We start from the raw sequence: 17,307 nt of genomic DNA on the forward strand, positions 1-17,307 counted from the left end.
CGTCATTGAGCTATGCGGTCCGGCTGCGCTCCCAGGTGTAGTCGAAGCTCCTCATGTAGTGCCGGAACGTGCGGGCGCCCGGGATGTAGCGGAAGTGCAGTACCGGGTTCTGCCCGGCGGGCGCTCCGAGCACGTGCGGGTTCACCAATACGTCCTCGTCGAACCGGTAGATCGAGTTGTAGAGGATCGTGTCGTGCAGTCGGACCTCGACGCCCGGCGTCTTCATCGCCGGTTCGAGGTACCGCCGCGTGATCCGGGCGCGTGCCGCCAAGTCATCGCCTATGCCCTCCTCCTCCCCGCGCTGGCGGACCATCTCCGAGTCCGGATCCCCGAGGAGAACCCGAACCTGCGCGCCGGCCTTCGCCTTATCGGCCAGCTCGTACGGCAGGTCCGGGTGGTTGTCGAAGAGGAACAATCCGGCGTACACGAGGATGTCCACCTGGTCCGTCGCCTTCCCGATGAGTGATGACCACAGTGCGGCCGGCACCGCGCCCCGGTGCGGGTAGTACGTGATCAGCTCGGACGTGCTCGCTGTCTCGGCCTGCTTCTCGACGCTGGGCCAGAGATAGACCTCATCGACGCCGAGGAATTTCGCGGCCTTCCAGCGGTGTCCACGGTGGGGTGTGCGGTTGGTTGTGATCCACCGTTCCACGCTCTTGGGGTCGACCTCGACGTGCTGAGCCATGGACTGGATTGTCTCGCCCTTCGCTGAAATCGCTGCACGCAGTCGCTCGTTCGCCATGGTTGCCCTCTCTCGGACGTTCTAGGGACGTTTTGACGATAGCTCAGACGTCCCTGAACGTCCACGCGGGCCGTGATGTGTCCACCTCCTTTCGCTGTCTCCTGATCTCACCGACCGGAGTCGGTCAACAGGCGCCTACAGCAGAGGACAAGACGATGCGTCAGATTCCCGTGGACACCACGAACGCGACCGTGATGGTCGCCAAGGCTCCGCAGCCGAAGGTCAAGGACCGCCGGACCGGTGAGATCGCGCTCGACAAGGACGGCGTCACGCTGATGACGGTGGAGGTCATGTTCTCCACGCCCGACGAAGTGGAGATCCTCAAGCTCACCGTTCCGCAGCCGGGCGTCTCCGAGGACCTGACCATGGGCACCCCGGTTGCCCTGACGGGCCTGGTCGCCTCGGCGTGGGAGAACGACTTCAACGGGCAGAAGCGCCACGGCATCGCGTTCCGCGCGGTCGCCGTCACCTCGCTCGCCGCCGCCGGCTCGACGTCGAAGGCGGCCTGATCATGACCGCGTTAACGGTCGCCCTGGTGCTGGTCGTCGCTGCCGCAGTGATCCTGCGGTGGCGGCGCCCCGCCTGGTACTGGCTGGCCTTCGGTGCTGTCTTCGCCGCGGTGCGGGTCCTGTTCCAGTACACCTCCGTGATGGACGCGTGCGGGCTTACGGTGCCGCCGTCGCGCTGGCGGCTGGCCATGGCTCGTCTCGCCAACCGGCCCGTCCCCGAGTCTCGTGCCCCGCGCATCCTGCGCCTGCGGCCCACCCGGACCGGCCTGGTGCTGCGTCTCAAGCTCCGTCCCGGGCAGGACGCCTTCGACGTGTCCGCCTCCTGTGACCGGCTCCGCCACTCCTTCGCGATGTACGGCGTCACCTCCCGTGAGCTGCGCTCGGGAGTGGTGGAGGTGCGGATGACCGGCTACGACGTCCTCAAGCGGGTCCAGATGCCCGCGAGGACCGATCCGACGCCGATGCGGGTTCCGGTCGCCCTGCGCGAGGACGGTGCCGTGTACTACCGCGACTACCGTGCCGTCCCGCACGGGCTGACCCTTGGTGCCACGGAGTCGGGGAAGTCCGTCTACCAGCGCAACCTGGTCGCCGGCCTCGCCCCGATGGACGTCGCACTCGTCGGCATCGACTGCAAGCAGGGTGTGGAACTCTTCCCGCTGGCCCGCCGGTTCTCGGCGCTCGCCGACAACCCGGACGCCGCCCTTGATCTCCTCGAAGCCCTCGTCTCCCACATGGCGGACGTCTACCAGGTGATCCGGGCTGAGCAGCGGATCACGGTGAACGTGCCGGATGCGGAGATCGCCGCCGACATCTGGGACCTCCCCGACCACCTGCGCCCGGTGCCGATCGTGGTCCTGGTGGACGAGGTCGCCGAACTCGCCCTCTTCGCCACGAAGGACGAGGAGAAGCGCCGGGACCGGATCATCACCGCCCTGGTGCGGCTCGCCCAGCTCGGCCGGGCCGCCGGCATCTATCTGGAGATCTGCGGGCAGCGCTTCGGCTCCGAACTCGGCAAGGGCATCACGATGCTGCGGGCCCAACTCACCGGCCGCACCGCGCACCGCGTCAACGACGAATCCTCCGCGAACATGGCCTTCGGTGACATCGCCCCGGACGCGGTCCTGGCCGCGATCCAGATCCCGACCGAGACCCCCGGCATCGCCGTGACCGGCGACTCTTCCGGCGGCTGGACCCGTATCCGCGCCCCGCACACCACGCTGCGCCAGGCCGTGAACCTCTGCAACAAGCACGCAGACCGTACCCCGGACCTGCCCGCGCTGGCGCCGTTCCGGCCCGTCGTCGGCATCCCGGCACCGGATTGCGAGCCGCTGGCCAAGGCCGCTCCCGCGACCGTCTGAGTCCTCCCGCCCTTGGTGGGCGCGACCTTCTCGTGCCAGGTCCCTACCCCCTCCATGCCTCCAAAGAAGGGAGATCGACTCCCATGTGTGAGCACATCGAGGACTTCCACCGCACCGTGCTGATGCTCGGCGCCCTGGCCCTCTACGCGGACATGCCCGGCGCCGACGACCTGTTCATCGACACCATCGGCCCGTCGCTTGCGGCGTCGCTGCCCGAGCCGCCGCCGGGCATGTTCCCGCCCGGCTACGACCCCGCCGGCGGCGCGTGATGGCCCGCCCCGCGTTCCGCGTGGACGCCGTCCTCGTCCAGGCCGTCATCGCCGGAGCCCTCTCCTTCGCCCACCTCCACGAACTCGCCGACGCCGCCGGACAGACCGGCTGGAAGGGCTGGGCCTACCCCGTCTCCGTGGACCTGCTCCTGGTCGCTGCCTGGCGGCGGCTCCGGAGCGACGGGCCGTCCCGGCTGGCCTGGTGCTGGTTCCTGATCGCCCTGTTCGCCTCGCTCGGCGCCAACGTCGCCACCGCCGGATTCCTCGACCTCGCCCACCCGCCGGCCTGGCTGCGGTTCGGCATCGCCGGATGGCCCGCCCTCGCCTTCCTCGGCGGCACCCTCCTCGCCCACTCCCACACCGCCGACGCCGCGGAGCCGGTCGGGCCGGGACCCGACGCCCCGGCTTCCGCAGCAGAGGTCACGGCGGAACCCGTCCCCGCACCGCGGCTGGAGCCCGCTCCCATCGCCACCCCTGCCGAAGACGCCCCCGCCCTCGCACCCCCGGCCCTGTCCGCGGTGTCGTCCGGTCCGCCGGTCCCGGCCGCGCTGGTCGACCACGCCCGCAGGCTCGCCGCCGACCACCACACCCGCACCGGTTCCCCGATCGACACCGACACCCTCCGCGCCCGCCTCGGCGTCCCGCCCCACCTCGCCGACGCCATCGCCGCCCAACTCACCTGACCTGAAAGGAGAGCCCGTCGTGCCTGCCCGCGACCACTTCCACTCCGTGATGCGGATCGGCCCCGTGCAGATCGGCACCCACCGCGACCGCCACGGCCACACCAAACACGCCGCCGTGTGCACCAACGACCGCTGCGGATGGTCCGCCGACTACTCCAGCCAGTCCGCCGCCCAGCTCGCCGCCCGCACCCACCGCTGCACCGCCCGCTGAGGAGACACCCCGTGCAGGTCCCGCTCTGGCTCGCCCTGATCGTCGTCGGCTGGCTCGGCGTCAAGCTCGTCCGCCCGCCCTGGTGGCTCGTCGCCGTCCTCCTCCTCGGCGGATACCTCCTCGCCGACAGCCTGCTCGCCCCCGTCATCGACAGCGCCATCAAGTAACCACCCGCGAAGGGAGACCCCGCCATGTTCCGCCCCAAGGTTCCGACCATGCCCCAGCCCACCGGCCACATCACCCCGCCCGCGGTCGTCGAGCCGACCGCCGTCATCCAGCAGACCCCGCAGCACTTCACGCCCGCCCCGATCATCTCTCCGGCTCCGGTCCCGACGCGGCCAGCCGTGCAGCTCACCCCCGGAGCCGTCATCGCCCTCGTCGGCAGCGGAACCGCCGTGGTCCTGGTCGTTGGCGCCGTCCTGGTCTCGATGCTCCTCGCGATCGCCATCACGGCCGCGTCCGTCGCCATCTGCGCCCTGGTCATCCGCTCGCTCAGCACCGGACAGACACGCCGCTGAAAGGCACGCCTTCCGGCAGTGCACAAGCCGCCAAGCACCGCCGCTGACCGGACGGTCCGCTCAACCTCCAACCGCAGCAGAGGAGATACCCCGTGGACACGCACGCGCTCGCCTTAGCCCTGCCATTGATCGGCTGGGCCGCCCACTCCGGGCTGCTGACCCAACGCCTGGCCACCGCCCGTCGCGACCCGCTGACAGGTCTGCATACCCGCGCTGGATGGACTGCCCGTGCTCAGCGCACCATCCGCCGGCACCGCGACGCCTTGGTTCTCCTGATCGACCTGGACGACTTCAAGTCCCTCAACGACACCCATGGCCACGCCGCCGGTGACGCCGCCCTCGTCGTAGCCGCGTCCCGCCTTACCGACTGGTGCGGGCGTCATGGTGTCGCCGGCCGCTTCGGAGGAGACGAGTTCGTGGCCGTCGCCACCCGCCGGCACGGCGAGCCCGGCATGGGTGAGCTGATCCAAGACCTGAACCGCCCGTTCACACATCACGGCCAGATCCTTCCCCTGGCCGCGTCGGTCGGCGTCTGCCACCTGGCCGACCTGCCCCGCCCTGCGCTGCCGGAAGCGCTCACGGCCGCTGATGCCGCCATGTACGCGGCCAAGGGGCACCCCGGCCGTCGCGGAGCCCGCCCCACCTCTCACTGACCGGCCTCCGGGCGGCGCACAAGCCGCCAAGCATCGCCGCCGCCCGGACGGTCCGGCCCCTTCCAACCGCAATCGAAAGGAACCACCAGCATGACGCACCGCACCCGCCCGCCGTCCCGGATCTGCCCGAACTGCGACGGCTTCGGCTCTGCCGCCATCACCCTCGGCGGCCGCGACCTGAACGGCCACCTGCGGACCATCACGGCCTACTGCCCCGCCTGCCACGGCACCGGAACCGCTCGCCGCTCGCCCGCCCGGGAGGGTGCTCGTGTCTGACGCGCTCCTCGACCCGACCACCCTCGGCGACCTGCTGAGGGTGGCTTCAGCCGATGACTTTGACCGCTGGCACGAGCAGATCCGCCGCACGGGCGGCTGCGCCGACCCCGTCCACCTCACCGGGTGGACCCTCAGCAAGGACAAGACCACCGGCCAGACACTCCACCACTACTCGACCGAGAGTGAGCCGGGCGGACGGCTGCGGGTCGCGTGCGGTAACCGGCGGGCCTCCCGTTGTCCCTCCTGCGCTTGGACGTATGCGGGCGACACGTACCACCTCATCCGCGCGGGCCTCGCCGGAGACGACCGCCGCGACATTCCGTCCGCGGTCCGCGATCACCCCCGGGTCTTCGCCACCCTCACCGCCCCGTCTTTCGGCCCCGTGCACAATCGCCCCGACCGAGGCGTCTGCCGTTGCGGCACCCGTCACCCCGCTGCCGACCCCGCGCTTGGCACGGCCCTCGATCCGGAGACGTACGACTACGCGGGCGCCATTCTGTTCAACAACCACGTGGGCGACCTGTGGCAGCGCTTCACCAATCGGCTCCGCCGTGAGATCGCTGCCCGCGCCGGCCTGTCGCAGCGGGAGTTGAAGGAGTCGGCCCGGCTCTCTTACGGGAAGGTCGCCGAGTTCCAAAAGCGTGGCGCCTTGCACTTCCACGCCGTGATCCGCATCGACGGAGCGGACGGCCCAGACACCCTGCCGCCGTCCTGGGCGAGCGTCGGCCTTCTCTCCGACGCCATCCGCGCGGCCGCCGAGCACTCCTACACCTCGGTCTCCGCCCCGGCCGCCGACACGCAGCCGGCGCGCACCTTCCGGTGGGGCACCCAGCTCGACGTCCGCCCCGTGATGGCCTTCGGCGACGGCTCCGACATCACCGAACAGGCCGTGGCCTCCTACGTCGCCAAGTACGCCACCAAGGCGGCCGAGAACACCGGCACGCTGGACCGCCGCATCGGCGAACTCGCCGAACTCGACCGCCACCAGATCCCCGACCACACCCGCCGCCTCATCGAAGCGTGCAAGCAGCTCGATCCGCTCTACCCGGAACGGCGCCTGTGGGCGTGGGCTCACATGCTCGGCTTCCGCGGCCACTTCTCCTCGAAGTCCCGCCGCTACTCCACCACCCTCGGGGAGCTCCGCCAGGCCCGCGCCGACTTCCGCGCCGCACAGGAACGCCAAGCCCTCGGCCTGGACGACCGCGAGCCGGACACCGTCCTCGTCCTCGCCGACTGGGAGTACGCCGGCCACGGCCACACCCCCGGCGAATCCGCCCTCGCCGCCACCATCGCCCGCGACCTCCAACACAACCGTGAAACCGCCCGCGAAGAACTCTCCGCTCTGGAAGGAGCCTGACGTGAAAGACGAGCTGATGACCGTCCCGCAGATCCTTAGCGAGCTTGGCGGAGTGTCTCGACGGACGTTCTACCGCTGGCGTGAGCTGGGGTACGGGCCGGCCGCGTTCAAGCTGCCCAACGGGGAGCTGCGAGTGTGGCGGAGTGACTTCGCCACGTGGCTGCGGCAGCTGGAGGCCGCTGCGTGAAGTCTCTCGACGTGAAGGTCTGGGCTGTACGAAAGCGTGATACGAAAACGCCCTCATATGGCGTCCGATGGTCTGTTGCGGGCAACGTCTTCTCCGACTCATTCCGCACGAAGGCACTCGCTGATCACTATCGCGCGAAGCTCATGCGGGCGATGCGCGACGGCGAGGAATTCGACAAGACATCCGGGCTTCCGGACTCGATGGAACCGAAGAAGTCGGCTGTGACCTGGTACGACTTCGCCCTCCGGTACCTCGCCATGAAATGGCCTCATGCAGCCCCCAATACGCGCAACGGCATCAACGAATCGCTCACCAGTGTGACCGTGGAACTCCTTGGCGAGCGGGCTGGGCGGCCGTCCGATCAGGCCATCCGCCAGGCGCTCCGCAGCTGGGCCTTCGTCTTGCCGGGGCCTGACGACCGAGACGTCCCGGACGACGTACGGAATGTCCTTCACTGGGTGTCGAAGGCGTCGCGACCGCTCGCAGATCTCGCTGAACCGGCTACGGCGCGTGCGGTGCTGGACTCACTGAAACTCAAGCTCGACGGCACGGCCGCGGCAGCCGAGACCGTGCGGCGCAAGCGGCGGACTCTCGTCAACGCTGCCAACTACGCGGTCGACCTGGGGGAGCTGCGCGAGAACCCGATCACGGCGGTCCGCTGGCAGAAGCCGAAGGTCTCCAACCAGGTCGACCCTCGTGTTGTCGCCAACCCCGAGCAGGCTCGGAATCTCCTGGCGGCCGTCTCCTACGTGGGTGGCTACCGGCGAGCCCGTGGTCGGCGCCTGGTGGGACTCTTCGCTGCGATGTACTTCGGCGGTCTCCGGCCGGCTGAAGCGATCGGCCTCGTCGAGACGGACCTGAACCTCCCCGAACAGGGTTGGGGATCGGCGTTGCTCCACCGGACTCGTCCGTCGGTCGGCAAGCAGTGGACCGACTCGGGGGAGACCCACGACGATCGCGGTTTGAAGAACCGGCCGAGCGAGGACGTCAGGCGGGTGCCGATCCCGCCCCATCTCGTCGCCGCACTCCGCGAGCACTTGGAGACCTTCGGCACGGCGGAAGACGGACGGCTCTTCTTCAGCGAGAAGGGTTCGGTCGTCCCCTCCTCGACGTACTACCGCGTCTGGCAGGAAGCCCGGCTCCTCGCGCTCCCGCCGTCCGCCGCCTCCTCGCCGCTCGCGAGTCGGCCGTACGACCTTCGGCACTCAGCGCTGTCGACGTGGCTCAACGCCGGTGTCGACCCGACTGAGGTGGCCGAGCGTGCCGGCAACAGCGTCGAGGTCCTGCTGACCCGCTACGCGAAGTGCCTCGACGGACGGCAGGACGTCGGCAACCGGCGGATTGAGGACCTGCTTCGCGAGTACGAGTGAGACACGCTGCACCCCATCGAGGCCCCGGGCAACTTGTCCGGGGCCTCTCTCGTTTTGCGCCCTACCTGCTGCGACGCTTCGAGTCGAGAGCGGACGAGGGGGGACTCGTGGAGCTGAAAGTCACGCGCTGGAAGCGGTACGGATATGATCGCCTGTATGCCAACTTGCCTGACGGTGCGGCGGTCGGCTGGGCGGATGCGAAGACGGGGGACATCACGGTCCTGGTCGCCGAGTACCGCGACGACGTGATCGCCGTACTGACAGACCACTTACAGAACAACTCCGAACCGGCTCCGCCACAGAAGACGCCCAGGACGCCCGAGGCTGAGCGGCTGCCGCCGCTACCGCCTCTGACGACGGCCGACGACCTGTCCGCCAACCGCCCCGGCGAGTCTCTCCGAGACCTGCTCGACAAGTCCGGGCCAAGCCTGATCGAGCAAGTGGTCGCACAGCTCCTGCGACGCCCCACCGAGTGGGACTCCTGGCGGAAGGGACTGGCGGGGGAGCAGAGGGTGGGAGCCGAGCTGAACCGCCTGGCGCGTCACGGGTGGCGGGTCCTGCACTCCATTCCCCTGGCCGACAAGGTGGATGTCGATCACTTGCTGATCGGGCCCGGTGGCGTGTTCAGCATCAATACGAAGCACCATCACAAAAGGGCTGTATGGGTCGGCGACGACTCCGTGAAGGTCGATCGTGGAAAGCCGGCGCCCTACGCGCGCAAGAGCCGGGCGGAGGCCAAGCGGGTAGCCCGAGTGCTTGAGCGCTATTGCGGCTTTCCTGTACCGGTGGAACCGATGCTCGTCTTCGTCGGCGTGACCGACTTGAAGGTGGTCGCCACGCAGCTCAGCGTGCGCGTGTACCGGGAGCGCGAGGTAGCGGCACTGGCGCCGCTTTCAGGGGTGCTGACGGCCGAGCGGGTCGAGCAGGTGTACAGCGTTGCTCGCCATCGCCAGGCCTGGAGCCAGTTCCCGCCGGCTGCGACACGAAGGAGCTGACCCGCTACGCGAAGTGCCTCGACGGACGGCAGGACGTCGCCAACCGGCGTATCGAGGAACTGCCGCGCGAATACAAGTGATCGCACGCGGCCCGGGGCTCCATACTTCCGGCATGGACATATCCGACGATGGCCAGAAGCTCGATCCGGAGTGGGCGGAGGTCGGCAACAACGTATGCGGGGTTCTGCGCAGCTGCCGGGATGCCTCTGCGGTGGCCCAGCACTTCGTGAAGGCGGGGTGGGATTCCAGGTCGTCTTCCTGGCACGACTGCGAGGTCGAAACCAGCTGGTGCCAGCTAGAGATCGCCCCGATTGATGGCCCGGACGTTCTGCTGAACGGTGTTGTCGACCCGCAGCGTTTTGACGAGCTCGACGGCGTACTCCGCCGCTGCGGTCTGAGGTACTCCCTGGAGCTCTACGAAGGGGACGGCACCCTGGTTCGCGAGACCCAAGGGTGATCGCTGAGTCGCGTACGAGATCCGGTGGTGAACTGCCTGGGGGGCCTCGCCGTTTCGCAGGCTCACCTGCGGCGATGCTCCAAGATCCCGTCCACGCCTCGTCCACGGACCCCGACATACGGCCGCTTCAGGCCGCATACGCCTGCACATGCAAGAAGACCCCGGCCTCAGCGTTTCCGCTGGTGACGGGGTCTTTGGGCACCTCATAAGGGGTGCCCCCGGCAGGATTCGAACCTGCGCACACGGCTCCGGAGGCCGTTGCTCTATCCCCTGAGCTACGGGGGCGTCTGGCGTTGAGCTGTTGCTCGCGGCGACGGGTAGAACACTACCAGCTCGGTCGGGGTGATCAGGAACGGGTTTGCCGGGGTGGGCGCCCGCGTGGGGTGGAAGTCGGGAAAACCCGGACGCGGTGGCCGGTCCGGACCTACTCTCGAGTTGTGCCAGGGGCGTCGGGTCGGGTGCTTGTTGTGGACGACAACAAGGTCATCCGCCAGCTGATCAGGGTCAATCTCGAACTGGAGGGTCTCGAGGTCGTGACCGCGGCCGATGGTGCCGAGTGTCTGGATGTCGTTCATCAGGTGCAGCCCGATGTGATCACCCTCGACGTCGTCATGCCCCGTCTCGACGGTCTGCGGACCGCCGCTCTGCTCCGGGCCGACCCTCGCACCCAGGACCTTCCGCTCGCCATCGTCAGCGCCTGCACTCAGTACGAGGTCGAGAGCGGCCTCGACGCCGGTGTCGACGCCTTCCTCGCCAAGCCCTTCGAGCCCTCGGAACTTGTACGGCTCGTCCGGGAGTTGATGGAGCTCAGGCGGCCGGCCGAGTCGGACTCGGACAGGGAGGCAGACGCGGAGGCCGAGGGGCGGGCGCGCCGGGGAGACGGTGGCGGCAGCGATGACGTCGGGGTGTCGGGGGAGCGGGCGGGGGGCGGTTCCGTTCGGCCGCCGCATCAGCCCGTGAGCCCGCACTGAATCAGCCCCCCTCGTGAGTTCGATGAGCCCGGTGTGTCCGATGGGTCCGATGGGTCCCATGGGTCCGAGGCGAATCGCTCCGTAGGTTCGGTTCCGGATGACCCCACCCCTGAGCCCGAGGTGACTCGCCGGTGGGTTCCCGCTGAATCTGCCTCCGGGGCCGAAGCGAGTCCGCCCGCGTATCCGCGTGCCTGCCTGTCCGCGTGCCCGCGCTGAAATCCCGCGGCGGTCTTCACCGAGTCAGCCCCCCCCAGCCCCCCAGCCCCCTCCGCGAACCCCTCCGCCAACCCGCACACGAACCCACCCCACCCCCACCGCCACCCTCCCCAACCAAAGCCCCCACCCCCCCACCGTCCACATCCCGGACAAGCCCCCAAATCAGGTCGACCGCCCCACCCCCTCCTCCCCTACGCTTGTCCCGTGACCCCCGTCGAGCTCTCCCGTACCGTGCTGTGCGCGGTGCGGTGTGCCGTCGATGAGGGGGAGCTGAGTGTGAGGGTGCCGGAGCGGGCCGTGGTGACGGTGCCGGGGCCCGGTGGGTGCGGGGACTACGCCACCAACATCGCGCTGCAGCTGGCCCGCCCGGCCGGGCAGTCGCCGTTGCGCGTCGCCGAGATCCTGGCGCCGCGTCTCGTGGCGGCCGACGGAGTCGCCGACGTGGTCGTCACCGGGCCCGGGTTCCTCAACATCAGCCTCAGCCCCGCCGCGTCCCCCACCGCGACCCTGGTCGCGGAGATCCGCGCCCTCGGGTCCGGCTACGGCCACGGTGACGCCCTCGCCGGGCAGGTGGTCGCGCTGCGGGTGCCGTACGACGTCCGGGCCGAGGTCGTCGCCGACGCCGTCGTACGGATCGTCGCGACCCAGGGCGGGCGCGGTGAGGTCGGGCACGGCGAGCCCGTCAGCCTGCGCCCCGTGCCCGCGCCCGAGGACCCGGCGCCGCTCGGGCCCGACGCCGCCCAGTGGGCCCTGTTGCACCCCGCCGCCCACGACCGGCCCAGGATCACCGCCGACCACCTGGTGCAGCGCGAGAGCAACCCGCTCTTCCGGGTGCGCTACGCCCACGCCAGGACACGGGCCGTCGGCCGCGGTGCGGGACGGCTCGGCTTCGGCGCCGAACCAGGTGACGTGCCCGCCGCGCCCGGCGCCTGCGGTGCCCTCGTCACCGCCCTCGCCGACTACCCGCGCATCCTCACCGCCGCGGCCACCCACCGCGCTCCCGACCGGCTGGCCCGGCATCTCGTCACCGTCGCCGATGCCGCCCTGCCGTTCCTGCCGACCGTGCTGCCCCGCGGCGACGAGAAACCCTCGGTCGCCCACCGTGCCCGGCTCGCCCTCGCCGAAGCCACCGGGACGGTGCTGGCCGGCGGCCTGTCCCTGCTCGGCATCGACGCACCCGATCACCTCTGAGAGAGCCCAAAGAGCAATGAGCCGTTCCGCGCACCCCGCCGGGCCCCGTCACGCCGACGTCCTGCCCGAGGGGCACTACGCCGCTCCGCCCGCCGACCTGAACTCGCTCGACCCCAAGGTGTGGGCCCAGACCGTCGGGCGGGACGCCGACGGGGTCGTCACCGTCGGCGGTGTCGACGTGAAGACCCTCGCCGAGCAGATCGGCACCCCCGCCTACGTCCTCGACGAGGACGACTTCCGTGCCCGGGCGCGTGCCTGGCGCACCGCCTTCGGTCCGGACGCCGACGTCTTCTACGCCGGCAAGGCCTTCCTGTCCCGGGCCGTCGTGCGCTGGCTGCACGAGGAGGGGCTCAACCTCGACGTGTGCTCCGGCGGCGAGCTGGCCACCGCCCTGTCCGCCGGGATGCCCGCCGACCGGATCGCCTTCCACGGCAACAACAAGTCGACGCGGGAGATCGAGCGGGCGGTCGAGGCCGGCGTCGGGCGGATCGTCCTCGACTCCTTCCAGGAGATCGTGCGGGTCGCCCACATCGCCCAGTCCCGGGGCAAGCGCCAGCGCGTGCAGATCCGTGTCACCGTCGGCGTCGAGGCCCACACGCACGAGTTCATCGCCACCGCCCACGAGGACCAGAAGTTCGGCATCCCGCTGGCCGGCGGGCAGGCCGCCGAGGCGGTGCGGCGGGCGCTGCAGCTCGACGGGCTCGACGTCATCGGGATCCACTCGCACATCGGGTCGCAGATCTTCGACATGTCCGGCTTCGAGGTCGCCGCGCACCGGGTCGTGGGGCTGCTGAAGGACATCCGTGACGAGCACGGCGTCGAACTGCCCGAGATCGACCTGGGCGGCGGGCTCGGCATCGCGTACACGAGCGACGACGATCCGCGGGAGCCGCACGAGATCGCCAAGGCCCTCACCGAGATCGTGACGCGCGAGTGCGAGGCCGCCAGGCTGCGCACCCCGCGGATCTCCGTGGAGCCGGGGCGGGCCATCGTCGGTCCGACCGCCTTCACGCTCTACGAGGTCGGCACCGTCAAGCCCCTGGACGGGCTGCGCACGTACGTCTCCGTCGACGGCGGCATGTCCGACAACATCAGGACCGCGCTGTACGACGCCGAGTACAGCGTCGCGCTGGTGTCCCGGACCAGCGACGCCGAGCCGATGCTCGCCCGGGTGGTGGGCAAGCACTGCGAGAGCGGGGACATCGTCGTCAAGGACGCGTTCCTGCCGGGCGACCTGGCACCGGGTGACCTGATCGCCGTACCGGCCACCGGCGCGTACTGCCGGTCCATGGCGAGCAACTACAACCACGTGCTGCGGCCGCCGGTGGTCGCGGTGCGCGACGGCGAGTCGCGGGTCATCGTCCGCCGCGAGACGGAGGACGACCTCCTCCGTCTCGACGTCGGCTGACACGGCCGGAGGGACCGGCGGGGATACCCGCGGGATGCCGCCGGGATACCGGCGGAAGATCTCCTGTCCGGTGCCGCCGCACAATGAAATAGATGTCTCACGATCCGGACGAAGGGTAGAAACTCCCGTCCGGTGAGTGAGACTGGTCCAACCGTAGACGGTATGAGGAAACGAGGTCGGATGATGCGTACGCGTCCGCTGAAGGTGGCGCTGCTGGGCTGTGGGGTAGTCGGCTCAGAGGTGGCGCGCATCATGACGACGCACGCCGACGACCTCGCCCAGCGCATCGGTGCCCCCGTCGAGCTGGCCGGTGTCGCTGTACGACGGCCCTCCAAGGTGCGTGAGGGCATCGACCCGGCGCTGGTCACCACGGACGCGACCGCCCTGGTCAAGCGGGGCGACATCGACGTCGTCGTCGAGGTCATCGGCGGCATCGAGCCCGCCCGCGCCCTCATCACCACCGCCTTCGAGCACGGCGCCTCGGTGGTCTCCGCCAACAAGGCGCTGCTCGCCCAGGACGGCGCCGCCCTGCACGCGGCCGCCGAGCAGCACGGCAGGGACCTCTACTACGAGGCCGCCGTCGCCGGTGCCATCCCGCTGATCCGGCCGCTGCGCGAGTCCCTCGCCGGCGACAAGGTCAACCGGGTGCTGGGGATCGTCAACGGCACGACCAACTTCATCCTCGACAAGATGGACTCGACGGGCGCCGGCTACCAGGAGGCCCTCGACGAGGCCACCGCCCTCGGCTACGCGGAAGCCGACCCCACCGCCGACGTCGAGGGCTTCGACGCGGCCGCCAAGGCCGCCATCCTCGCCGGTATCGCCTTCCACTCGCGGGTGCGCCTGGACGACGTCTACCGCGAGGGCATGACCGAGGTCACCGCCTCGGACTTCGCCTCCGCCAAGAACATGGGCTGCACCATCAAACTGCTCGCCATCTGCGAGCGGGCCCGGGACGGCGGCTCGGTGACGGCCCGCGTGCACCCCGCCATGATTCCGCTGACCCATCCGCTCGCGTCCGTGCGCGGCGCCTACAACGCGGTGTTCGTGGAGTCGGACGCGGCCGGTCAGCTGATGTTCTACGGTCCCGGCGCCGGCGGCGCCCCGACCGCCTCCGCGGTCCTCGGCGACCTGGTCGCCGTCTGCCGCAACCGGCTCAGCGGGGCGACGGGGCCCGGCGAGTCGGCGTACGCCGCCCTGCCCGTGTCGCCGATGGGCGATGTCGTCACGCGCTACCACATCAGCCTCGACGTCGCCGACAAACCGGGTGTTCTTGCCCAGGTCGCCACCGTGTTCTCCGAGCACGGGGTTTCCATCGATACGGTTCGCCAGACCGGCAAGGACGGCGAGGCCTCCCTCGTCGTCGTCACCCACCGGGCCTCCGACGCCTCCCTGTCCGGGACCGTCGAGGCGCTGCGCAAGCTCGACACCGTGCGGGGTGTCGCCAGCATCATGCGGGTTGAAGGAGAGTAACCAGCAATGACCCACCAGTGGCGCGGAATCATCGAGGAGTACCGGGACCGGCTGCCCGTCTCCGACACCACGCCGGTCGTGACGCTCCGCGAGGGCGGCACGCCTCTCGTGCCCGCGCAGGTGCTCTCCGAGCGCACGGGGTGCGAGGTCCACCTGAAGGTGGAGGGCGCGAACCCGACCGGGTCCTTCAAGGACCGCGGCATGACCATGGCGATCAGCAAGGCCAAGGAGGAGGGCGCGCAGGCGGTCATCTGCGCCTCCACCGGCAACACCTCCGCCTCCGCGGCCGCCTACGCCGTGCGCGCGGGCATGGTCTCGGCCGTGCTCGTCCCGCAGGGCAAGATCGCGCTCGGCAAGATGGGCCAGGCCCTCGTGCACGGCGCCAAGATCCTCCAGGTCGACGGCAACTTCGACGACTGCCTCACCCTCGCCCGCAAGCTGAGCGAGAACTACCCGGTGGCGCTGGTCAATTCGGTGAACCCGGTACGCATCGAGGGGCAGAAGACGGCCGCCTTCGAGATCGTCGACATGCTCGGCGACGCGCCCGACATCCACGTCCTGCCGGTCGGCAACGCGGGCAACATCACGGCGTACTGGAAGGGGTACAAGGAGTACGCCGCCGACGGCGTCTGCGCGCGGACCCCGCGGATGTGGGGTTTCCAGGCCTCCGGCAGCGCCCCGATCGTCCGCGGCGAGATCGTCAAGGACCCCTCGACCATCGCCACCGCGATCCGGATCGGCAACCCCGCCTCCTGGCAGTTCGCGCTCGCGGCCCGGGACGAGTCCGAGGGGTTCATCGACGAGGTGACGGACCGTGAGATCCTGCGCGCCTACCGGCTGTTGGCCGCGCAGGAGGGCGTCTTCGTGGAGCCCGCCTCGGCCGCCTCCGTGGCCGGTCTGCTCAAGGCCGCCGAACAGGGCAAGGTCGACCCGGGCCAGCGCATCGTCTGCACGGTCACCGGCAACGGCCTGAAGGACCCCGACTGGGCCGTCGCCGGCGCTCCGCAGCCGGTCACCGTCCCCGTCGACGCGGCCGCCGCCGCCGAACGGCTCGGGCTCGGCTAGAGAACCGCTGGAGGGTTGCCCGGGAACCGCTTGAGCGGCGCTCGGGCAACCCTCGCCCCGCCCTCGCCGGGCAACCGGTGGACGGACCGGGGCGTCCTAAACGGCGGAGTCCCTAGGGAGGGGGCACGAGGGGCTTACGACACGCATCGTGCGCCTCCTGTGCGCCCTATGTCGCCACAGAACCTTCCTTCGATAGGCTGTACCGAAACCGCCCGCTGCATATGCCTGCGCATACGGCGCGGTGCCGTGCCGCCTCCGCGCGGCCCGAGGTTCCCTCCGGTACCTATCGAGTGTCATTCGACCATCACGCAGCTCAAGGAGAGTCATCGAGCGATGGCCGGTCCAGCGTTCCGCGCCGCCGCCGTCCGGGTGCGCACCCCTGCCACCAGCGCCAACCTCGGTCCGGGCTTCGACGCCCTGGGCCTCGCGCTGGGGCTCTACGACGACGTGGTCGTCCGGGTGGCCGACTCCGGGCTGCACATCGACATCGCGGGTGAGGGCAGCGAGACGCTGCCGCGTGACGAGAGCCACCTGCTCGTACGCTCCCTGCGCACCGCCTTCGACCTGCTCGGCGGACAGCCCCGCGGCCTGGAGATCGTGTGCGCCAACCGCATTCCGCACGGCCGCGGCCTGGGCTCCTCCTCCGCCGCCATCTGCGCGGGCATCGTCGCCGCGCGAGCCGTGACCATAGGCGGAGAGGCCCGGCTCGACGACGCCGCGCTCCTCGAACTCGCCACCGAGATCGAGGGCCACCCCGACAACGTCGCGGCCTGTCTGCTGGGCGGCTTCACGCTCTCCTGGATGGAGTCCGGCGCCGCCCGGGCGATCAGGATGCAGCCCGCCGATTCCATCGTTCCGGTGGTTTTCGTGCCCGGGAAGCCGGTGCTGACGGAGACCGCGCGCGGACTGCTCCCGCGCACCGTGCCGCACGTCGACGCCGCCGCCAACGCGGGCCGTGCCGCGCTGCTCGTCGAGGCCCTCACCAGGCGCCCCGAGCTGCTGCTGCCGGCCACCGAGGACCGGCTGCACCAGGAGTACCGCGCCCCGGCCATGCCGGAGAGCGCGGCACTGGTGGAGCGGCTGCGCGCCGACGGGATCCCGGCCGTGATCTCCGGCGCGGGACCCACCGTCATGGCACTGGTCGACGCCGCGAGCGCCGACAAGGTCGAGGCCCTGGCGGGCGCGGACTGGGCCGCCAACCGGCTGAACCTCGACGTCCAGGGAGCGAGCGTGCTGCCGCTCGCGCCCGCCAGTGACATGTGACCGCACACGGTTGCCGGATTTGGAGAGGGGGAATGTTTGTTGGATCCGGTAGTGTTAACCTCAAGTCTGCACCCGACCTCACCATGGCGAGGTGCTTCGTGTCCCCGTCCGGGACAGACATTCTTCCGGGAGTCT

21 protein-coding genes and 1 tRNA gene are annotated in these 17,307 nt (G+C 70.2%); 20 read left to right on the top strand and 2 right to left on the bottom strand.

Going from position 1 to position 17,307, the window contains the following annotated elements:
* Positions 1 to 10 precede the first annotated feature (10 nt).
* Complete coding sequence (locus ACIQOE_RS18375) at positions 11 to 685, bottom strand: XRE family transcriptional regulator (protein ID WP_401412366.1); 675 nt, start codon at positions 683 to 685, stop codon at positions 11 to 13.
* Positions 686 to 897: 212 nt separating this feature from the next.
* On the opposite strand from ACIQOE_RS18375, the gene ACIQOE_RS18380 reads away from it, so the two are divergent.
* The 14 genes from ACIQOE_RS18380 to ACIQOE_RS18445 all read left to right on the top strand — a co-directional run bounded on the left by ACIQOE_RS18380 (position 898) and on the right by ACIQOE_RS18445 (position 9,585).
* Entirely contained in the window at positions 898 to 1,251 is a 354-nt protein-coding gene (locus ACIQOE_RS18380; protein ID WP_401412368.1) for a hypothetical protein, read from the top strand.
* Positions 1,252 to 1,253: 2 nt separating this feature from the next.
* Positions 1,254 to 2,609, top strand: coding sequence for an FtsK/SpoIIIE domain-containing protein (locus ACIQOE_RS18385; protein ID WP_401412370.1), 1,356 nt, complete (start codon positions 1,254 to 1,256; stop codon positions 2,607 to 2,609).
* 83 nt (positions 2,610 to 2,692) lie between these two features.
* Positions 2,693 to 2,878 (top strand): hypothetical protein, encoded by a 186-nt coding sequence (locus ACIQOE_RS18390; RefSeq protein WP_401412373.1) that lies wholly within the window; start codon positions 2,693 to 2,695, stop codon positions 2,876 to 2,878.
* Entirely contained in the window at positions 2,878 to 3,561 is a 684-nt protein-coding gene (locus ACIQOE_RS18395; RefSeq protein WP_401412375.1) for a DUF2637 domain-containing protein, read from the top strand. The genes ACIQOE_RS18390 and ACIQOE_RS18395 overlap by 1 nt, the downstream gene beginning before the upstream one ends.
* Before the next feature lie 19 nt (positions 3,562 to 3,580).
* Positions 3,581 to 3,772, top strand: a complete 192-nt coding sequence (locus tag ACIQOE_RS18400; RefSeq protein ID WP_069764280.1) for a mobile element transfer protein — start codon at positions 3,581 to 3,583, stop codon at positions 3,770 to 3,772.
* 11 nt (positions 3,773 to 3,783) lie between these two features.
* The gene (locus tag ACIQOE_RS18405) at positions 3,784 to 3,939 is read left to right on the top strand and encodes a hypothetical protein (protein WP_401412377.1); all 156 of its coding nucleotides are present in this window, start codon (positions 3,784 to 3,786) and stop codon (positions 3,937 to 3,939) included.
* Between the two features lie 24 nt (positions 3,940 to 3,963).
* On the top strand, positions 3,964 to 4,290 hold the full coding sequence (locus ACIQOE_RS18410; RefSeq protein WP_401412379.1) for a SpdD-like protein: 327 nt from the start codon (positions 3,964 to 3,966) through the stop codon (positions 4,288 to 4,290).
* 92 nt (positions 4,291 to 4,382) lie between these two features.
* Positions 4,383 to 4,943, top strand: coding sequence for a GGDEF domain-containing protein (locus ACIQOE_RS18415; protein WP_401412381.1), 561 nt, complete (start codon positions 4,383 to 4,385; stop codon positions 4,941 to 4,943).
* Between the two features lie 90 nt (positions 4,944 to 5,033).
* Complete coding sequence (locus ACIQOE_RS18420; protein WP_401412383.1) at positions 5,034 to 5,219, top strand: hypothetical protein; 186 nt, start codon at positions 5,034 to 5,036, stop codon at positions 5,217 to 5,219.
* Entirely contained in the window at positions 5,212 to 6,576 is a 1,365-nt protein-coding gene (gene repSA, locus ACIQOE_RS18425; protein ID WP_401412385.1) for a replication initiator protein RepSA, read from the top strand. Before ACIQOE_RS18420 ends, repSA begins: the two co-directional genes overlap by 8 nt.
* A 16-nt stretch (positions 6,577 to 6,592) precedes the next feature.
* On the top strand, positions 6,593 to 6,763 hold the full coding sequence (locus ACIQOE_RS18430; protein ID WP_384489325.1) for a helix-turn-helix transcriptional regulator: 171 nt from the start codon (positions 6,593 to 6,595) through the stop codon (positions 6,761 to 6,763).
* A complete protein-coding gene (locus ACIQOE_RS18435) occupies positions 6,760 to 8,133 on the top strand; it encodes a tyrosine-type recombinase/integrase (protein WP_401412387.1) in 1,374 nt (457 codons plus the stop codon). Before ACIQOE_RS18430 ends, ACIQOE_RS18435 begins: the two co-directional genes overlap by 4 nt.
* A gap of 107 nt (positions 8,134 to 8,240) precedes the next feature.
* A complete protein-coding gene (locus ACIQOE_RS18440) occupies positions 8,241 to 9,128 on the top strand; it encodes a nuclease-related domain-containing protein (protein WP_401412389.1) in 888 nt (295 codons plus the stop codon).
* 112 nt (positions 9,129 to 9,240) lie between these two features.
* Positions 9,241 to 9,585, top strand: a complete 345-nt coding sequence (locus tag ACIQOE_RS18445) for a hypothetical protein (protein WP_401412391.1) — start codon at positions 9,241 to 9,243, stop codon at positions 9,583 to 9,585.
* 213 nt (positions 9,586 to 9,798) lie between these two features.
* Here ACIQOE_RS18445 and ACIQOE_RS18450 read toward each other — a convergent pair.
* Positions 9,799 to 9,870: transfer RNA gene (locus tag ACIQOE_RS18450), tRNA-Arg, on the bottom strand.
* Between the two features lie 98 nt (positions 9,871 to 9,968).
* On the opposite strand from ACIQOE_RS18450, the gene ACIQOE_RS18455 reads away from it, so the two are divergent.
* From ACIQOE_RS18455 to thrB, 6 genes are all read left to right on the top strand, one after another.
* The gene (locus ACIQOE_RS18455; protein WP_351321919.1) at positions 9,969 to 10,556 is read left to right on the top strand and encodes a response regulator; all 588 of its coding nucleotides are present in this window, start codon (positions 9,969 to 9,971) and stop codon (positions 10,554 to 10,556) included.
* A gap of 420 nt (positions 10,557 to 10,976) precedes the next feature.
* The gene (gene nrtL / locus ACIQOE_RS18460) at positions 10,977 to 11,963 is read left to right on the top strand and encodes an ArgS-related anticodon-binding protein NrtL (protein WP_351321921.1); all 987 of its coding nucleotides are present in this window, start codon (positions 10,977 to 10,979) and stop codon (positions 11,961 to 11,963) included.
* 16 nt (positions 11,964 to 11,979) lie between these two features.
* The gene (gene lysA, locus ACIQOE_RS18465) at positions 11,980 to 13,371 is read left to right on the top strand and encodes a diaminopimelate decarboxylase (protein ID WP_401412394.1); all 1,392 of its coding nucleotides are present in this window, start codon (positions 11,980 to 11,982) and stop codon (positions 13,369 to 13,371) included.
* 180 nt (positions 13,372 to 13,551) lie between these two features.
* Positions 13,552 to 14,844 carry a homoserine dehydrogenase gene (locus ACIQOE_RS18470; protein WP_351321925.1) on the top strand — a complete coding sequence of 431 codons (1,293 nt, stop codon included), beginning with the start codon at positions 13,552 to 13,554 and terminating at the stop codon, positions 14,842 to 14,844.
* Positions 14,845 to 14,850: 6 nt separating this feature from the next.
* Positions 14,851 to 15,909, top strand: coding sequence for a threonine synthase (thrC, locus tag ACIQOE_RS18475; RefSeq protein ID WP_351321927.1), 1,059 nt, complete (start codon positions 14,851 to 14,853; stop codon positions 15,907 to 15,909).
* 333 nt (positions 15,910 to 16,242) lie between these two features.
* Complete coding sequence (gene thrB / locus ACIQOE_RS18480) at positions 16,243 to 17,172, top strand: homoserine kinase (RefSeq protein ID WP_351321929.1); 930 nt, start codon at positions 16,243 to 16,245, stop codon at positions 17,170 to 17,172.
* The last annotated feature ends 135 nt before the right edge of the window (positions 17,173 to 17,307 follow it).

The organism is Streptomyces sp. NPDC091282, assembly GCF_044757385.1.
Classification (GTDB): domain Bacteria; phylum Actinomycetota; class Actinomycetes; order Streptomycetales; family Streptomycetaceae; genus Streptomyces; species Streptomyces gramineus.